This is a genomic window from Aureimonas sp. CAS (assembly GCF_059838215.1).
Genome location: NZ_CM187563.1, coordinates 3,307,501 through 3,322,402, shown reverse-complemented (window position 1 = coordinate 3,322,402; position 14,902 = coordinate 3,307,501). Strand labels below are relative to the sequence as shown.

Here is a 14,902-nt window from a genome sequence, read left to right as displayed (position 1 = left end):
AAACTGCATTTAACCGGTTGAAATCGTTCACCGCGTTGATCGAGCCTTTCCATTCTGGCTGTTGAACTCTTCCCGGAAGCTGCGTATGGGCTTGCCGGCGGCTCGATCGGCCAGGACCCTGGCGGTCGCCGCGATCCGGAGGATCGGCGGAACCGGCTTCCGCTCACGGCTTCAACAGAAGGCACATCATGGCCCGCGCAAAGATTGCACTCATCGGCTCCGGCATGATCGGGGGCACGCTCGCCCACCTGGCGGCACTGAAGGAGCTGGGCGACGTCGTCCTGTTCGACATCTCCGAAGGCACCCCGCAGGGCAAGGCGCTCGACATCGCGCAGTCCGGCCCGGTCGAGGGCTTCGACGCCGACCTCTCGGGCGCCAACGACTATTCCGCGATCGCGGGCGCCGACGTCTGCATCGTCACCGCCGGCGTGCCGCGCAAGCCGGGCATGAGCCGCGACGACCTGCTCGGCATCAATCTGAAGGTCATGGAAGCGGTCGGCAAGGGCATCGCCGAGCACGCGCCGAACTCCTTCGTCATCTGCATCACCAACCCGCTCGACGCGATGGTCTGGGCGCTGCAGAAGTTCTCCGGCCTGCCCAAGGAGAAGGTCGTCGGCATGGCCGGCGTTCTCGACTCCGGCCGCTTCCGCCACTTCATCGCCGACGAGTTCAAGGTCTCGGTGAAGGACGTCACGGCCTTCGTGCTGGGCGGCCACGGCGACACGATGGTGCCGCTGACGCGCTACTCCACCGTCGCGGGCATCCCGCTCACCGATCTGGTCAAGATGGGCTGGTGCTCGGCCGAGCGCCTGGAGGAGATCGTCCAGCGCACCCGCGACGGCGGCGCCGAGATCGTCGGCCTGCTCAAGACCGGCTCGGCCTATTACGCGCCGGCCGCCTCTGCCATCGAGATGGCCGAGAGCTTCCTGAAGGACAAGAAGCGCGTCCTGCCCTGCGCGGCGAACCTCGCCGGCCAGTACGGCCAGAGCGACCTCTACGTCGGCGTGCCGGTCGTGATCGGCGCGGGCGGCGTGGAGCGCATCATAGAGATCGAGCTCGACGAGGGCGAGAAGGCTCAGTTCGAGAAGTCCGTCGGCGCCGTGAAGGGCCTGATGGAAGCCTGCCGCGGCATCCAGCCGAGCCTCGCCTAAAGCATCGTATCGAGGCCGCCCTTTCCCTCTCACAGAGGGGAGGGCGGCCTTTTCCCCTTTCGGCTTGCGAACGGAGCAAGGCCTTTCATGAACATCCACGAGTATCAGGCGAAGGAAGTCCTCAAGGGCTTCGGCGCACCGGTGGCCAAGGGCGTCGCCATCACCTCTGCAGACGAGGCCGAGGCCGCGGCGCGCCAGCTGCCCGGCCCCCTCTACGTCGTGAAGTCGCAGATCCACGCGGGCGGCCGCGGCAAGGGCAAGTTCAAGGAGCTCGGCCCGGACGCCAAGGGCGGCGTGCGCCTCGCCAAGTCGGTCGAGGAAGCGGTCTCCCACGCCCGTGAGATGCTCGGCAACACGCTCGTCACCGCGCAGACCGGCGAGGCCGGCAAGCAGGTGAACCGCCTCTACATCGAGGACGGCGCCGACATCGACCGCGAGCTCTATCTCTCGATCCTCGTCGACCGCTCGGTCGGCCGCGTCGCCTTCGTCGTCTCGACCGAGGGCGGCATGGACATCGAGGCCGTCGCCCACGACACGCCCGAGAAGATCGTCACCGTCGCCATCGACCCGGAGACGGGCGTGACCGACGCGGACGTCAAGGCGATCAGCGAGGCGCTCAAGCTCGACGGCGCGGCCGCCGAGGACGGCAAGTCGCTCTTCCCGGCGCTCTACAAGGCCTTCACCGAGAAGGACATGGCGCTCCTGGAGGTGAACCCGCTGATCGTCATGACGGACGGCCACCTGCGCGTCCTCGACGCCAAGGTCTCCTTCGACGGCAACGCGCTGTTCCGCCACGAGGACATCAAAGCGCTGCGCGACGAGACCGAAGAGGACGCCAAGGAGATCGAGGCCTCCAAGTGGGACCTCGCCTATGTCGCGCTCGACGGCAACATCGGCTGCATGGTGAACGGCGCGGGCCTCGCCATGGCGACGATGGACATCATCAAGCTCTACGGCAAGGAGCCGGCGAACTTCTGCGACGTCGGCGGCGGCGCGAGCAAGGAGAAGGTCGCGGCGGCCTTCAAGATCATCACGGCCGATCCGGCGGTGAAGGGGATCCTCGTCAACATCTTCGGCGGCATCATGCGCTGCGACGTCATCGCCGAGGGCGTGGTCGCGGCGGTGAAGGAGGTCGGCCTCAAGGTGCCGCTGGTCGTGCGCCTCGAGGGCACGAACGTCGACAAGGGCAAGGCGATCCTGAACGAGAGCGGCCTCGCGATCACCGCGGCGGACGACCTCGACGACGCCGCCAAGAAGATCGTCGCCGCGATCGGCTGATCGCGGACGCAGCTCTTCCCACCCTTTCCCGGCCAAGCCGAGGCGCGCGAGCCGCGCCCGGCGGCCGACCCGAAGAACCTAGGACCCTCGAATGTCCATTCTCGTCGACAAGAACACCAAGGTCATCGTGCAGGGCCTGACCGGCAAGACCGGCACCTTCCACACCGAGCAGGCGCTGGCCTATTACGGCACGCAGATGGTCGCCGGCGTCCATCCCAAGAAGGGCGGTGAAAACTGGACGTCGGGCGTCGACGGCAACTCGCTGCCGATCTTCGCCTCGGTCGCCGAGGCCAAGGAGCGCACGGGCGCCGACGCCTCGGTCATCTACGTGCCGCCGGCCGGCGCGGCCGACGCCATCGTCGAGGCGATCGACGCCGAGATCCCCTTCATCGTCTGCATCACCGAGGGCGTGCCGGTCTCCGACATGGTCCGCGTGAAGCGCCGGCTGGAGAACTCCAAGTCGCGCCTTCTCGGCCCGAACTGCCCCGGCATCCTGACGCCGGAAGAGTGCAAGATCGGCATCATGCCGGGCTCCATCTTCAAGAAGGGCTCGGTCGGCATCGTCTCGCGCTCGGGCACGCTGACCTACGAGGCGGTCTTCCAGACCACCAACGAGGGCCTCGGCCAGACGACGGCGGTCGGCATCGGCGGCGACCCGGTGAAGGGCACCGAGTTCATCGACGTCCTGGAGATGTTCCTGGCCGACGACGCCACGCAGTCGATCATCATGATCGGCGAGATCGGCGGCTCGGCCGAGGAGGACGCGGCGCAGTTCCTGATCGACGAGGCCAAGAAGGGCCGAAAGAAGCCGATGGCCGGCTTCATCGCGGGCCGCACGGCGCCCAAGGGCCGCACCATGGGCCATGCGGGCGCGGTCGTCTCGGGCGGCAAGGGCGACGCCGAATCCAAGATCGCGGCGATGGAAGAGGCCGGCATCCGCGTCTCGCCCTCGCCCGCGCGTCTCGGCAAGACGCTCGCGGAAGTGCTCAAGGGCTGATCCTCATCCGGCGGCGCGGCGAAAAAGCTCGCCGCCGCCGACATTTGCGCCACCTTCCGCCCCTAAAGGCGGGCGAACGGCCCGGGGGACCCGCTCCCGGGCGATGAACGAACGGGCGGTCCGAGGGCGGGCCGCCGCCACGTCAAGAGGAGACGGCGACCGGAAGCCCGGCGCCGAAAAGGATCCATGGCACGCAACCCGGCGAACGAGACTTTCGCGCTCTCCTCCTTCCTGTACGGAGGCAACGCCGACTACATCGAGACGCTGCATGCCGCCTGGCAGAAGGACGCCCAGTCCGTCTCGCCCGAGTGGCAGGCCTTCTTCGCCGAGTTGAAGGACGACCGGGAGGCGGTCGAGAAGAGCGCCTCGGGCCCGTCCTGGGAGCGTGCCAACTGGCCGATCGCCGAGGGCGGCGACCTCGTCTCCGCGCTGGACGGCAACTGGGCCGAGGCCGAGAAGAAGGTGGGCGCCAAGGTCGCCGCGAAGGCCGCCGAGAGCGCCAAGGCCGGCGCCCAGCCGTCCGGCAAGGGCGAGATCCGCGAGGGCGAGGTCGCCCAGGCGACGCGCGACACGCTGCGCGCCCTGATGCTGATCCGCGCCTACCGCGTGCGCGGCCATCTCCACGCCAAGCTCGATCCGCTGGGCATCGCGACGCCCGCCGACGACGACTATAACGAGCTGTCGCCCTCCAACTACGGCTTCATGCCGGAGGACTACGACCGCAAGATCTTCATCGACAACGTGCTCGGCATGGAGTTCGCCACCATCCGCGAGATGGTGGAGATCCTGGAGCGCACCTATTGCTCGACGATCGGCGTCGAGTTCATGCACATCTCCAACCCCGAGGAGAAGCGCTGGATCCAGCAGCGCATCGAGGGCCCGGACAAGGGCGTCGAGTTCACCGATCAGGGCAAGCGCGCGATCCTGAACAAGCTGATCGAGGCCGAGGGCTTCGAGAAGTTCATCGACGTCAAGTACAAGGGCACCAAGCGCTTCGGCCTCGACGGCGGCGAGGCGCTGATCCCGGCGCTGGAGCAGATCATCAAGCGCGGCGGGCAGCTGGGCCTGAAGGAGATCGTTCTCGGCATGGCCCATCGCGGCCGCCTGAACGTTCTGGCGCAGGTGATGGGCAAGCCGCACCGCGCGATCTTCCACGAGTTCAAGGGCGGTTCGTTCAAGCCGGACGACGTCGAGGGCTCGGGCGACGTGAAGTACCATCTCGGCGCCTCGTCCGACCGCGAGTTCGACCAGAACTCGGTCCATCTGTCGCTGACGGCGAACCCCTCGCATCTCGAGATCGTCAATCCCGTGGTGCTCGGCAAGGCGCGCGCCAAGCAGGACCAGATCTACGGGCGCACGCGCACCGACATCGTGCCGCAGGAGATCCGCAACGAGGTCCTGCCGCTGCTTCTCCACGGCGACGCGGCCTTCGCCGGCCAGGGCGTGGTGGCGGAGTGCTTCGGCTTGTCGGGGCTTCGCGGCCACCGCGTCGGCGGCTCGGTCCACGTCATCATCAACAACCAGATCGGCTTCACGACCAATCCGCGCTTCTCGCGCTCCTCGCCCTACCCGTCGGACGTGGCGAAGATGGTCGAGGCGCCGATCTTCCACGTCAACGGCGACGATCCGGAAGCGGTGGTCTACGCGGCGAAGGTGGCGATCGAGTATCGCCAGACCTTCCACAAGCCGGTGGTGCTCGACCTCTTCTGCTACCGCCGCTTCGGCCACAACGAGGGCGACGAGCCGGGCTTCACCCAGCCCATCATGTACAGGACGATCCGCCAGCATCCGACGACGCTGGAGATCTACGCCAAGAAGCTCGTCGAGGCCGGCGTCCTCAGCCAGGAGGACGTCGACACCCGCCGCGCCGAATGGCGCGCGCATCTCGACGCCGAATTCGAGGCGGGCCAGGCCTATCTGCCGAACAAGGCGGACTGGCTGGACGGCGCGTGGTCGGGCCTTCGCCGGGCCGATTCCGACGACGAGCCGCGCCGCGGCGCCACCGGCGTCGAGGTCAAGAAGCTCAAGGAGATCGGCAAGAAGCTGACCGAGATCCCGGAGGACTTCGAGGTCCACCGCACCATCCAGCGCTTCCTCGACAACCGCGCCAAGGCCATCGAGAGCGGCGAGGGGATCGACTGGGCGACGGCCGAGGCGCTGGCCTTCGGCTCGCTCATGACGGAGGGCCATCCGGTCCGCCTGTCGGGCCAGGATTCGGAGCGCGGCACCTTCTCGCAGCGCCATTCGGTGCTCTACGACCAGAAGTCCGAGAACCGCTACATCCCCCTCGCCAACATCCAGAAGGGCCAGGCCTTCTACGAGGTCATCAACTCGATGCTCTCGGAAGAGGCGGTGCTCGGCTTCGAGTACGGCTACAGCCTGGCCGAGCCGAACGCGCTGACGCTCTGGGAGGCCCAGTTCGGCGACTTCGTGAACGGCGCGCAGGTCGTCATCGACCAGTTCATCTCGTCGGGCGAGGCCAAGTGGCTGCGCATGACGGGCCTCGTCATGCTCCTGCCGCACGGCTACGAGGGGCAGGGGCCGGAGCATTCCTCGGCGCGCCTGGAGCGCTTCCTGCAGTCCTGCGCGCAGGACAACATGCAGGTCGCCAACTGCACGACGCCGGCGAACTACTTCCACATCCTGCGCCGCCAGATGAAGCGCGACTTCCGCAAGCCGCTGATCCTGATGACGCCGAAGTCGCTGCTGCGCCACAAGCGCGCCGTGTCGGAGCTGTCGGAGCTGTCGGGCGACACCGGCTTCCGCCGCATCCTGTGGGACGATGCGGAGATGGTGAAGGACGGGCCGACGAAGCTGCGCAAGGATGCCGAAATCCGCCGCGTCGTCCTGTGCTCGGGCAAGGTCTATTACGACCTTCTGGAGGAGCGCGAGAAGCGCGGGATCGACGACATCTACCTGCTGCGCGTCGAGCAGCTCTATCCCTTCCCGGCCAAGGCCCTGATCGGCGAGCTCTCGCGCTTCAAGCAGGCGGAGATCGTCTGGTGCCAGGAGGAGCCCAAGAACATGGGTGCCTGGAGCTTCATCGAGCCCTATCTGGAATGGGTGCTCGACCGCACCGGCGCCGACAAGCGCCGCGCGCGCTACGCCGGGCGCCCGCCCGCCGCCTCGCCGGCGGTCGGCACCATGTCGCAGCATCTGGCGCAGCTGGAGGCGTTCCTCGAGGACGCCCTCGGCGAGCCGAACTCCACCAAGAACTGATCCGCAGGTTGGAACCCGAGAGGAAAGCATGAGCACGGACATCAAGGTTCCGACGCTGGGCGAGAGCGTCACCGAGGCCACCATCGGCCAGTGGTTCAAGAAGGCCGGCGACCGCGTCGAGCAGGACGAGACCATCGCCGAGCTCGAGACCGACAAGGTCACGGTCGAGGTGCCGGCTCCGGCCGCGGGCGTGCTGCAGGAGATCCTCGCCAAGGAAGGCGACACGGTCGAGCCGGGCGCGATCCTCGGCACGATCGGCGAGGGGTCTGGTTCGGGCGCGTCGGCTCCGGCCGCCAAGCCCGCCGACGCCAAGGCCGAGGCGGCGTCCGCCAAGACCGAGGGCTACGGCAACGCCTCCGAGGCACCCGCCGCTCCGGCGGCGGAGAGCGCCTCGTCCGATGCGACGAAGTCCGGTGACATGCCGGCCTCGCCCTCGGCCAGCAAGCTGATGGCCGAGAAGGGTGTCTCGGACGTCGAGGGCTCGGGCAAGCGCGGGCAGGTGCTCAAGGGCGACGTGCTCGACGCCATCGCCAAGGGCACGGGCGGCTCGCAGGCCAAGGCTCCGGCCGCGCCGCGCGCCCCCTCCTCGGGCGAGGACGCGGCCCGCGAGGAGCGCGTGAAGATGACGCGCCTTCGCCAGACGATCGCGCGGCGCCTGAAGGACGCGCAGGACACGGCCGCGATGCTGACCACCTTCAACGAGGTGGACATGACGGCGGTCATGGACCTGCGCAAGCGCTACAAGGACCTGTTCGAGAAGAAGCACGGCGTGAAGCTCGGCTTCATGGGCTTCTTCACCAAGGCGGTCTGCCACGCGCTGAAGGAGATCCCGGCGGTGAACGCCGAGATCGACGGCACGGACATCGTCTACAAGAACTTCGCCCACATCGGCGTGGCCGTCGGCACGGACAAGGGCCTCGTGGTCCCGGTCGTGCGCGACGCCGACCAGATGACCATCGCGGAGATCGAGAAGGAGATCGGGCGCCTCGGCATCGCGGCGCGCGACGGCAAGCTCGGCATGTCCGACATGCAGGGCGGCACCTTCACAATCTCGAACGGCGGCGTCTACGGCTCGCTGATGTCGACGCCGATCCTGAACGCGCCGCAGTCGGGCATCCTCGGCATGCACAAGATCCAGGAGCGGCCGATGGCGATCGGCGGCAAGGTCGAGATCCGGCCGATGATGTATCTGGCGCTCTCCTACGACCACCGGATCGTCGACGGCAAGGAGGCCGTGACCTTCCTCGTGCGCGTCAAGGATTCGCTGGAGGACCCCGAGCGGCTCGTCCTCGACCTGTAAGCCCTCGATCGGATGGATTTCTGGATCGCGGTCTCGGAAATCGTCCGCAATCTGGCGCTCGCCCTCGCGGCGGGCGTCGGCGCGTTTCTCGCCTGGCGGGAACTCGGGCCCAAGACCCGGCAGGCGGGAACGGCGGTGGCGCAAGCCGAGCTCTCCCGTCGGGCCCACGTGACGGAGCTCTTCAATCGGGCCGCCGGCCAGTTGGCCGACGAGAAGCTTGAGGTCAGGCTGGCGGCGATCTACGTATTGAGAGAAGTCGCGCGCGATTTTCCCGACCTCGCGACTCCGATCTTCGAGCTGCTGGAGGTTCATCTGCGGCAGAGATCGCCGGAATACGGCGAAGGCGCGCCCCCGGTCGACGTTCAGGCGATCGTCGCGACCCTCAACCTACGGAGGCAGTCATGAGGCTGGAATTGCCGCCCGCAGCGAGAAAGCCGCATCGCATCCGCCTGCAGAACGTCTTCCTGCGCCGGACCGACTGGACCGGGGCCGACCTGACGGAGGCGAACTTCGCCGGCTCCGACTTCAAGAACGCCAATTTCACGGACGCGGACTTCGCCCGCGCCAATCTCGACGGCACGATCCTCGTCGGCGCGGACCTGACCGGCGCGAGGAACCTGACCGTCGATCAGCTCTCGCGCGCCGTTCTGGACGAGACGACACGCCTGCCGGACTACATCGACCGCTCCGCCGTCGCGGCCGCGCGTCACCGCGAACCCGCGGAATAGACGAGAGAAGGCGCCCGAATGGATCGACCCGTGATGCTCGTCACCGGAGGCTCGCGCGGGATCGGCGCGTCCGTCTGCCGGCTGGCCGCGCGCGCCGGTCACGACCTCGTGGTGAACTACGCGCGGGACGAGGCGGCGGCGCTGCGCGTCGTCTCCGACGTCGAACGGGCCGGCGGGCGGGCGATCGCCGTGAAGGCCGACATGGGCGTGCCGGACGAGATCGAAGCGCTGTTCGAGGCGGCCGACGAACTCGGCCCTCTCGCTGCGCTCGTCAACAATGCCGGGATCGTCGACGAGACCGCGACGCTGGTCGAGATGAGCGCCGAGCGCCTGGAGCGCATGTGGCGGATCAATCTGACCGCGCCCTTCCTCTGCGCCCGCGAGGCCGTTCGCCGCATGTCCACCGCCCGGGGCGGACGGGGCGGCACGATCGTCAACGTCTCCTCCGTCGCGGCCAAGCTCGGCGGCCCGGGCCAGTATATCGACTACGCCGCCTCCAAGGGCGCCATCGACACGATGACGGTCGGGCTCGCCAAGGAGGTGGTCGCCGAAGGCATCCGCGTCTGCGCGGTGCGGCCCGGCATCATCGACACCGACATCCATGCCTCCGGCGGCCAGCCCGACCGCGTCGCAAGGCTCGGGCCGACGCTTCCCATGGGCCGCGCGGGCACGCCGGACGAGGTCGCCGAGGCGATCCTCTGGCTCGTCTCGCCCGCCGCGAGCTATTCGTCCGGCGCCATTCTCGACGTTTCGGGCGTGAGGAGCATCTGGCCATGAAGACCGCCGCACTCGCCCTAGCGCTCGCCGCCGCCACGCCTGCCCTCGCGCAGGACATGCCGGCCTATCGCGACGACCGCTCCAGCCCGCAGGCGCTGATCGAATCGCTCTACAACGCGGTGGCACGGCAGGAAACCTTACGCGCCTGGTCCTATTTCGATGCCGAGGCGGCGCAGCCCTACGATACGTTCGCGGCCGGATATGCCGACACGACGGGCGTTCGCGCCCGCGTCCTGGAGGGCACGGTCGAGGGCGCGGCGGGGTCGCTCTACGGCCTCGTGCCGGTCGCCATTGAGGCGCGCACGAGCGACGGTCGCACCACCGTCTTCACGGGCTGCTACGAGACCCGGCAGGTTCAGCCGGCGGCGCAGATCGCGCCGCCCTTCGAGCCGATCCGCATCACCGCCTCGCGGATGGAAGAGACGGGCGAACGCTTCGACGCCGTGACGCCGACCTGTCCTCAGGAGGGACTGTAGCCATGGATTCTCTGCCCGGCGAACTCGTGGTGCTCGGCCTCTCGGTCGTGCTTCTCGTCGTCCACATCATGCTCCAGGGCCAGCTGGCCACCGCCGATCGCGGGCTCGACTGGAACGCCGGCCCGCGCGACAATTCGGACGAGAAGCCGCTGAGCGTGCGCGCCGGCCGCGCCCAGCGCGCGCTCGACAATTACAAGGAAACCTATCCGGCCTTCATCGCGCTGGCGCTCGGCCTCGCGGTGACGGGCGCGACCGGCGGCATCGGCTCGGTCGGCGCCTGGCTGTGGTTCGTCGCCCGGATCGTCTACATCCCGCTCTATCTGACGGGCGTTCCGAAGGTGCGCAGCCTCGTCTTCGTCGTGGCCATGTTCGGCCTTTTGCTCATGCTTCTCCGCTTCTTCTTCGCCTAACCCTCGCAACACGAGAGATTTCACGGTTCCATGTCCGACACCTCCGCCTTCGATCTCGTCGTCATCGGCTCCGGCCCCGGCGGCTATGTCTGCGCCATCAAGGCCGCGCAGCTCGGCCTGAAGGTCGCCGTCGTCGAGAAGCGCAAGACCTTCGGCGGCACCTGCCTGAACGTCGGCTGCATCCCGTCCAAGGCGCTGCTCCACGCCTCCGAGATGTTCGAGGAGGCCAACCACTCCTTCGCCGAGCTCGGCATCGACGCCGAGCCCAAGCTCAACCTGCCGAAGATGCTGGAGCACAAGGACAAGACGGTGAAGGCCAATGTCGACGGCATCGGCTTCCTGTTCAAGAAGAACAAGATCACCGGCATGATCGGCACCGGCCGCATCAAGGCCGCCGGCACCGTGGAGGTGACGGGCGAGGACGGCGCGGTGAAGGACATCGCGGCGAAGTCGATCGTGATCGCCACCGGCTCCGAGGTCGCGGGCATTCCGGGCCTTTCGGTCGAGTTCGACGGCACGACCGTCGTCTCCTCCGACCACGCGATCGCGCTCGAGAAAGTGCCCGGCACCATGGTCGTCGTCGGCGGCGGCGTGATCGGCCTGGAGCTCGGCTCGGTCTGGTCGCGGCTCGGCGCCAAGGTGACCGTCGTCGAATATCTCGACAAGATCCTCGGCCCGATGGACGGCGAGGTCTCCTCCGCCTTCCAGAAGCTCCTCGCCAAGCAGGGCTTCGACTTCCAGCTCGGCGCCAAGGTGACCGGCATCGCCAAGGACGGCGACAAGGCGAGTGTCACCTTCGAGCCGGCCAAGGGCGGCGAGGCGCAGACGCTTTCGGCCGACGTCGTGCTCGTCGCCACCGGACGCCGGCCCTTCACGGACGGTCTCGGCCTCGACGAGGTGGGCGTTGCCCGCGACAAGGCGGGCCGCGTCGAGATCGACGGGCACTACAAGACCAATGTCGAGGGCATCTACGCCATCGGCGACGTGGTGAAGGGCCCGATGCTCGCCCACAAGGCCGAGGACGAGGGCGTCGCGCTCGCCGAGATCCTCGCGGGCCAGCGCGGCCACGTGAACTACGGCGTGATCCCGTCCGTGGTCTACACGCAGCCCGAGGTCGCCTCGGTCGGCAAGACCGAGGAGGAGCTGAAGGCCGAGGGCGTGGAATACGCGGTCGGCAAATATCCCTTCATGGCGAACGGCCGGGCGCGCGCGATGCTCGCCACCGACGGCTTCGTGAAGATCCTCGCCGACAAGGCGAGCGACCGGGTGCTCGGCGTCCACATCCTGGGGCGCGGCGCGGGTGAACTGATCGCCGAAGCGGCCGTCCTCATGGAGTTCGGCGGCTCGTCGGAGGATCTGGCGCGCACCTGCCATGCCCATCCGACGATGTCCGAGGCCGTGCGCGAGGCCGCCTTCGCGACCTTCGCCAAGCCGATCCACATGTAAGGGTCAAGGCTCGGACGCCCGGAGCGCCGTTCGTTGCCGTCACATGCGAAGGCCGCCGCCGGGGGACGACCCGGCGGCGGCCTTTTTCGTGCCGGCGCCGCGTTCTGTCCCGCGGCACCGACGAACAGGTATCGGCCAAGGCATTGCCCCGAAAGCCGGACCCGGCGGGCCGGGACGCGCCCCCATACGGGCACCGCATGGCAGTGCGGCGACGCTTCCGTGACAGGGCGATGACGACTGCCGGACGTCTCACTCGACCCGCGTCACCGTCCAGCCGTCCCGGGAGAGAAGCTCGACCAGCCCTTCTTCGCCGGGAAGGTGCAGCGCGCCCACCGCGACGAAGGCGCCGCCCTCTTCGAGCAGGGGGGCCAGCCGCTCGGCCATGGTGCGGTTGCGCGCCGTCACCACCCGCTCCTCGAAGGCGGCGAAGATTTCGGCGGCGCCCGCCTCGTCGGTTCCTGCGGGAGCGACCGCCTCGATCGCCGAGCCGATGAGCGCGATCCGGCCCTCCCGATAGAGATCGATCATGGTCTCGAAGACGTCCGGCAGGCGGTCCGCGACGTCGAGCGTCGCCATCAGATTCTCGCCCTGGAAGTCGAGCGGCAGGGAGGCCAGGGCCTCCAGCTGTTCCGTGCCGGTCTCCAGACCCGATAGCCTCATCCCCGACGCCTCGGCGCGGTCGAAGAGATGCAGGTCGAGCACGCGCGCGCCGTCCGCCTGCCGCGCGATCTCGCAGGCCGGCATGGCGATCGACACGGCGACGAACCAGGGCTGCAGGGTCCGGACGGTCGCGAGCGGGGTGCCCGCCGCCTGGAGCGCCTCCTCCAGATCGTCGCGCCGGTCCGGCGGCACGAAATCGGCGAGCGAGCGACCCGGAGGAACCTGCGTCAGATCGGTGCGCAGCAGGAGCTGGCCGGCCATCGCCTGGTCGTCGGCGATGTCGAGCGTCTCGACGACGAGGTGGTTCGAACCCGCGAACGCCGCCTCGACCGGCTCGGGCAGAGCGAGAATGCGCGGGTCGGACAGATGCATGGTCCCGAAAAGATGGGAGGGCGCGATGCCCTCGCGCTCGATCCGGAAGAGCAGGCCCTCGCCGTTCGGCACGTCACGCGCCTGCGCCTCGATGCGCTCGCGGTCGGGCGCCGGGAGAGCGTCGAAGAGATTGGCCGCCGGCGGGCAGGAGGCCGCGTCCTGCGCGACGGCGGGAACGAGCAGGACGAAGGGGAGCGTCAGTGCGGCGGCGCAGGACGCGAGCCGTTGGCGGATCGGTCGGCCGGACGGGCGGAAGCGCGGCATGGGGGACCTTTCGGGGCGGAACGAACGAGCCGCCACCATCGCGGCCCCGGATGGCGGAACGGTGGTCGGCTCAACCGGCCGGGGGCGGGGCGCGCCGGGCGCGGGGATGGGCGTCGCGATAGACCGACAGGAGCCGCGCCGAATCGACCGCCGTATAGGCCTGCGTCGTCGACAGCGACGCGTGGCCGAGAAGGTCCTGTATGGTGCGAAGGTCCCCGCCGCCCGCCAGAAGATGCGTCGCGAAGGAATGGCGCAGCGCATGCGGCGTGGCCGAAGGGGGCAGACCGAGAAGACCGCGCAGGCGGACCATCTCGCGCTGGACGATCTGCGGGCGAAGCGGCCCGCCCTTGTGGCCCCGGAAGAGCGGCGCGTCGCCCGCCAGATGATAGGGGCAGAGGCGGCGATACTCCGCGACGGCGCTCAGCACGGCCGGAAGCAGCGGCACGAGCCGCGCCTTGCCGCCCTTGCCGGTGATGCTCATCGAGCGCTCGGTCGGGTCGGCCAGCGCATCGCCCGGCAGGTTCAGGGCCTCGGAGATGCGCAGGCCGCAGCCGTAGAGCAGCGTCATCACCGCGACGTTGCGGGCGGACAGCCAGGGCTCGGCGGCCATGGCACCCGCCTCGTCCGTCACCGCCAGGGCGTCGTTGGCGGCGAGCGGTCGCGGCAGGGAGCGCTGCGCCTTCGGCGCGCGAAGGGCCGAGGCTCCGGCGCTGGAGGCCAGGCCCTCGCGCTCCAGATGCTTCAGAAAGGATCGAAGCCCCGCGAGATTGCGGCCGATGGAGCGCGCGCCGGCTCCCTCGCGCCGACGGTCGGCGAGGAAGGAGCGAAGATCGGCGGGTTTCAGATCGGCGAGGTCGGCGAGGCGGACCGGCCGCCCCTCGTGCCGGGCGAGGAAGTCCAGGAACTGGCGAAGGTCGCGCTCGTAGGCCGTCAGCGTCGCCTGCGCCGCGCCGCGCTCGGTGCCGAGCCGCGCCAGCCATTCGCGCTTGCGCGCGTGCACGTCCGCGTCGGCGCTGAGGAGAAGGGGGCTCGCCATGGCGCTGTCGTCCGATCCTTTCGCGTTCGAAGATGCCGCATCATTTTCGCCCCGGCCGGGTGAACGAAGCCTTGCGTCTGGAACGATCGCCGGCCCGACCCACTTTGAGCAGCGAAGCCGAACCGGGCGCTCCGGGAGTCCAGCGCCCGACGACGACATCCTACAGGCAAGGGAGAATCCCATGAAGCGTCATGCCACGGCCATCTGGAACGGAGCCCTCGGCGACGGAAAGGGCACGCTGACCACGCAGTCCGGCGCGCTCGACAAGCACGGCTACTCGTTCAAGGCGCGGTTCGAGGACGAATCGGGCAAGTCCGGCACCAATCCGGAGGAGCTGCTGGCGGCCGCCCATTCCGGCTGCTTCGCCATGCAGCTCTCGCACTTCCTGGCCGAGAACGGGACGCCCGCGGACGAGCTGAAGGCCCGCGCCGTCGTCACCGTCGAGCAGGCCTCCGGCGGCTTCGAGGTGCAGTCCAGCGCGATCACGCTGGAGGCGAAGGTCCCCGGCATCGAGGACGCCAAGTTCCAGGAGCTGGCGAACAAGGCCAAGGAAGGCTGCCCGATCTCCAAGGCGCTCGGCGCCATCCAGGTGAGCCTCGACGCCAAGCTCGTCTGAGTCGAGGAGGCGCCGCCGGGCTTCGTGCCCGGCGGTTCGCACATCGGGGGAATCGGCCGGAAGGCTCAGCCCGACGGAGAGCGCCTGCGCCGCGCGTAGAGCTCCAGCCGATGGCTGACGATCTCGTAGCCGAGCTCGCGGGCGATCTCCTCCTGCAGGACCTCGATCTTCT

Annotated in this window: 15 protein-coding genes (1 of these 15 cut by a window edge); 12 read left to right on the top strand and 3 right to left on the bottom strand. The window is 68.8% G+C overall.

Going from position 1 to position 14,902, the window contains the following annotated elements; translation table 11 throughout:
* Positions 1 to 188 precede the first annotated feature (188 nt).
* From mdh to lpdA, 11 genes are all read left to right on the top strand, one after another.
* Positions 189 to 1,151 carry a malate dehydrogenase gene (gene mdh, locus AC6R2M_RS15995; RefSeq protein WP_500483836.1) on the top strand — a complete coding sequence of 321 codons (963 nt, stop codon included), beginning with the start codon at positions 189 to 191 and terminating at the stop codon, positions 1,149 to 1,151.
* An 87-nt stretch (positions 1,152 to 1,238) separates the two neighbouring features.
* Positions 1,239 to 2,429 carry an ADP-forming succinate--CoA ligase subunit beta gene (sucC, locus tag AC6R2M_RS15990; RefSeq protein ID WP_500483834.1) on the top strand — a complete coding sequence of 397 codons (1,191 nt, stop codon included), beginning with the start codon at positions 1,239 to 1,241 and terminating at the stop codon, positions 2,427 to 2,429.
* A gap of 91 nt (positions 2,430 to 2,520) precedes the next feature.
* The gene (gene sucD / locus AC6R2M_RS15985) at positions 2,521 to 3,426 is read left to right on the top strand and encodes a succinate--CoA ligase subunit alpha (RefSeq protein ID WP_500483832.1); all 906 of its coding nucleotides are present in this window, start codon (positions 2,521 to 2,523) and stop codon (positions 3,424 to 3,426) included.
* A gap of 186 nt (positions 3,427 to 3,612) precedes the next feature.
* Positions 3,613 to 6,645, top strand: coding sequence for a 2-oxoglutarate dehydrogenase E1 component (locus tag AC6R2M_RS15980; RefSeq protein WP_500483830.1), 3,033 nt, complete (start codon positions 3,613 to 3,615; stop codon positions 6,643 to 6,645).
* Positions 6,646 to 6,673: 28 nt separating this feature from the next.
* Positions 6,674 to 7,945, top strand: coding sequence for a 2-oxoglutarate dehydrogenase complex dihydrolipoyllysine-residue succinyltransferase (gene odhB / locus AC6R2M_RS15975; RefSeq protein WP_500483828.1), 1,272 nt, complete (start codon positions 6,674 to 6,676; stop codon positions 7,943 to 7,945).
* 12 nt (positions 7,946 to 7,957) lie between these two features.
* Complete coding sequence (locus AC6R2M_RS15970) at positions 7,958 to 8,350, top strand: hypothetical protein (RefSeq protein ID WP_500483826.1); 393 nt, start codon at positions 7,958 to 7,960, stop codon at positions 8,348 to 8,350.
* Positions 8,347 to 8,673, top strand: a complete 327-nt coding sequence (locus AC6R2M_RS15965) for a pentapeptide repeat-containing protein (protein ID WP_500483824.1) — start codon at positions 8,347 to 8,349, stop codon at positions 8,671 to 8,673. The genes AC6R2M_RS15970 and AC6R2M_RS15965 overlap by 4 nt, the downstream gene beginning before the upstream one ends.
* 18 nt (positions 8,674 to 8,691) lie before the next feature.
* Positions 8,692 to 9,450 carry an SDR family oxidoreductase gene (locus AC6R2M_RS15960; RefSeq protein ID WP_500483822.1) on the top strand — a complete coding sequence of 253 codons (759 nt, stop codon included), beginning with the start codon at positions 8,692 to 8,694 and terminating at the stop codon, positions 9,448 to 9,450.
* On the top strand, positions 9,447 to 9,926 hold the full coding sequence (locus tag AC6R2M_RS15955) for a hypothetical protein (protein WP_500483820.1): 480 nt from the start codon (positions 9,447 to 9,449) through the stop codon (positions 9,924 to 9,926). The genes AC6R2M_RS15960 and AC6R2M_RS15955 overlap by 4 nt, the downstream gene beginning before the upstream one ends.
* Positions 9,927 to 9,928: 2 nt before the next feature.
* Positions 9,929 to 10,336, top strand: a complete 408-nt coding sequence (locus tag AC6R2M_RS15950; RefSeq protein WP_500483819.1) for an MAPEG family protein — start codon at positions 9,929 to 9,931, stop codon at positions 10,334 to 10,336.
* 30 nt (positions 10,337 to 10,366) lie between these two features.
* A complete protein-coding gene (lpdA, locus tag AC6R2M_RS15945) occupies positions 10,367 to 11,782 on the top strand; it encodes a dihydrolipoyl dehydrogenase (RefSeq protein WP_500483817.1) in 1,416 nt (471 codons plus the stop codon).
* A 249-nt stretch (positions 11,783 to 12,031) separates the two neighbouring features.
* On the opposite strand, the gene AC6R2M_RS15940 is transcribed toward lpdA, so the two are convergent.
* Positions 12,032 to 13,078, bottom strand: coding sequence for a TraB/GumN family protein (locus AC6R2M_RS15940; protein WP_500483816.1), 1,047 nt, complete (start codon positions 13,076 to 13,078; stop codon positions 12,032 to 12,034).
* Between the two features lie 70 nt (positions 13,079 to 13,148).
* On the bottom strand, positions 13,149 to 14,114 hold the full coding sequence (locus AC6R2M_RS15935; protein ID WP_500483815.1) for a tyrosine recombinase XerC: 966 nt from the start codon (positions 14,112 to 14,114) through the stop codon (positions 13,149 to 13,151).
* A gap of 181 nt (positions 14,115 to 14,295) precedes the next feature.
* Between AC6R2M_RS15935 and AC6R2M_RS15930 the strand changes: the two genes are divergently transcribed.
* Positions 14,296 to 14,730, top strand: a complete 435-nt coding sequence (locus AC6R2M_RS15930; RefSeq protein ID WP_500483814.1) for an OsmC family protein — start codon at positions 14,296 to 14,298, stop codon at positions 14,728 to 14,730.
* A gap of 65 nt (positions 14,731 to 14,795) precedes the next feature.
* Here the strand turns inward: AC6R2M_RS15930 and AC6R2M_RS15925 are convergent, their stop codons facing one another.
* Positions 14,796 to 14,902, bottom strand: the 3' portion of a protein-coding gene (locus AC6R2M_RS15925) for a Fur family transcriptional regulator (protein ID WP_500483813.1). It continues 331 nt past the right edge of the window; 107 of the gene's 438 nt are visible here — the last part of the coding sequence; its start codon lies beyond the right edge, outside the window; it ends in the stop codon at positions 14,796 to 14,798.

Coding starts and splice junctions, on each gene's coding strand:
- mdh (WP_500483836.1), top strand. CDS start 189: ATGGCCCGCGCAAAGATTGCACTCATCGGCTCCGGCATGATCGGGGGC.
- sucC (WP_500483834.1), top strand. CDS start 1,239: ATGAACATCCACGAGTATCAGGCGAAGGAAGTCCTCAAGGGCTTCGGC.
- sucD (WP_500483832.1), top strand. CDS start 2,521: ATGTCCATTCTCGTCGACAAGAACACCAAGGTCATCGTGCAGGGCCTG.
- AC6R2M_RS15980 (WP_500483830.1), top strand. CDS start 3,613: ATGGCACGCAACCCGGCGAACGAGACTTTCGCGCTCTCCTCCTTCCTG.
- odhB (WP_500483828.1), top strand. CDS start 6,674: ATGAGCACGGACATCAAGGTTCCGACGCTGGGCGAGAGCGTCACCGAG.
- AC6R2M_RS15970 (WP_500483826.1), top strand. CDS start 7,958: ATGGATTTCTGGATCGCGGTCTCGGAAATCGTCCGCAATCTGGCGCTC.
- AC6R2M_RS15965 (WP_500483824.1), top strand. CDS start 8,347: ATGAGGCTGGAATTGCCGCCCGCAGCGAGAAAGCCGCATCGCATCCGC.
- AC6R2M_RS15960 (WP_500483822.1), top strand. CDS start 8,692: ATGGATCGACCCGTGATGCTCGTCACCGGAGGCTCGCGCGGGATCGGC.
- AC6R2M_RS15955 (WP_500483820.1), top strand. CDS start 9,447: ATGAAGACCGCCGCACTCGCCCTAGCGCTCGCCGCCGCCACGCCTGCC.
- AC6R2M_RS15950 (WP_500483819.1), top strand. CDS start 9,929: ATGGATTCTCTGCCCGGCGAACTCGTGGTGCTCGGCCTCTCGGTCGTG.
- lpdA (WP_500483817.1), top strand. CDS start 10,367: ATGTCCGACACCTCCGCCTTCGATCTCGTCGTCATCGGCTCCGGCCCC.
- AC6R2M_RS15940 (WP_500483816.1), bottom strand. CDS start 13,078: ATGCCGCGCTTCCGCCCGTCCGGCCGACCGATCCGCCAACGGCTCGCG.
- AC6R2M_RS15935 (WP_500483815.1), bottom strand. CDS start 14,114: ATGGCGAGCCCCCTTCTCCTCAGCGCCGACGCGGACGTGCACGCGCGC.
- AC6R2M_RS15930 (WP_500483814.1), top strand. CDS start 14,296: ATGAAGCGTCATGCCACGGCCATCTGGAACGGAGCCCTCGGCGACGGA.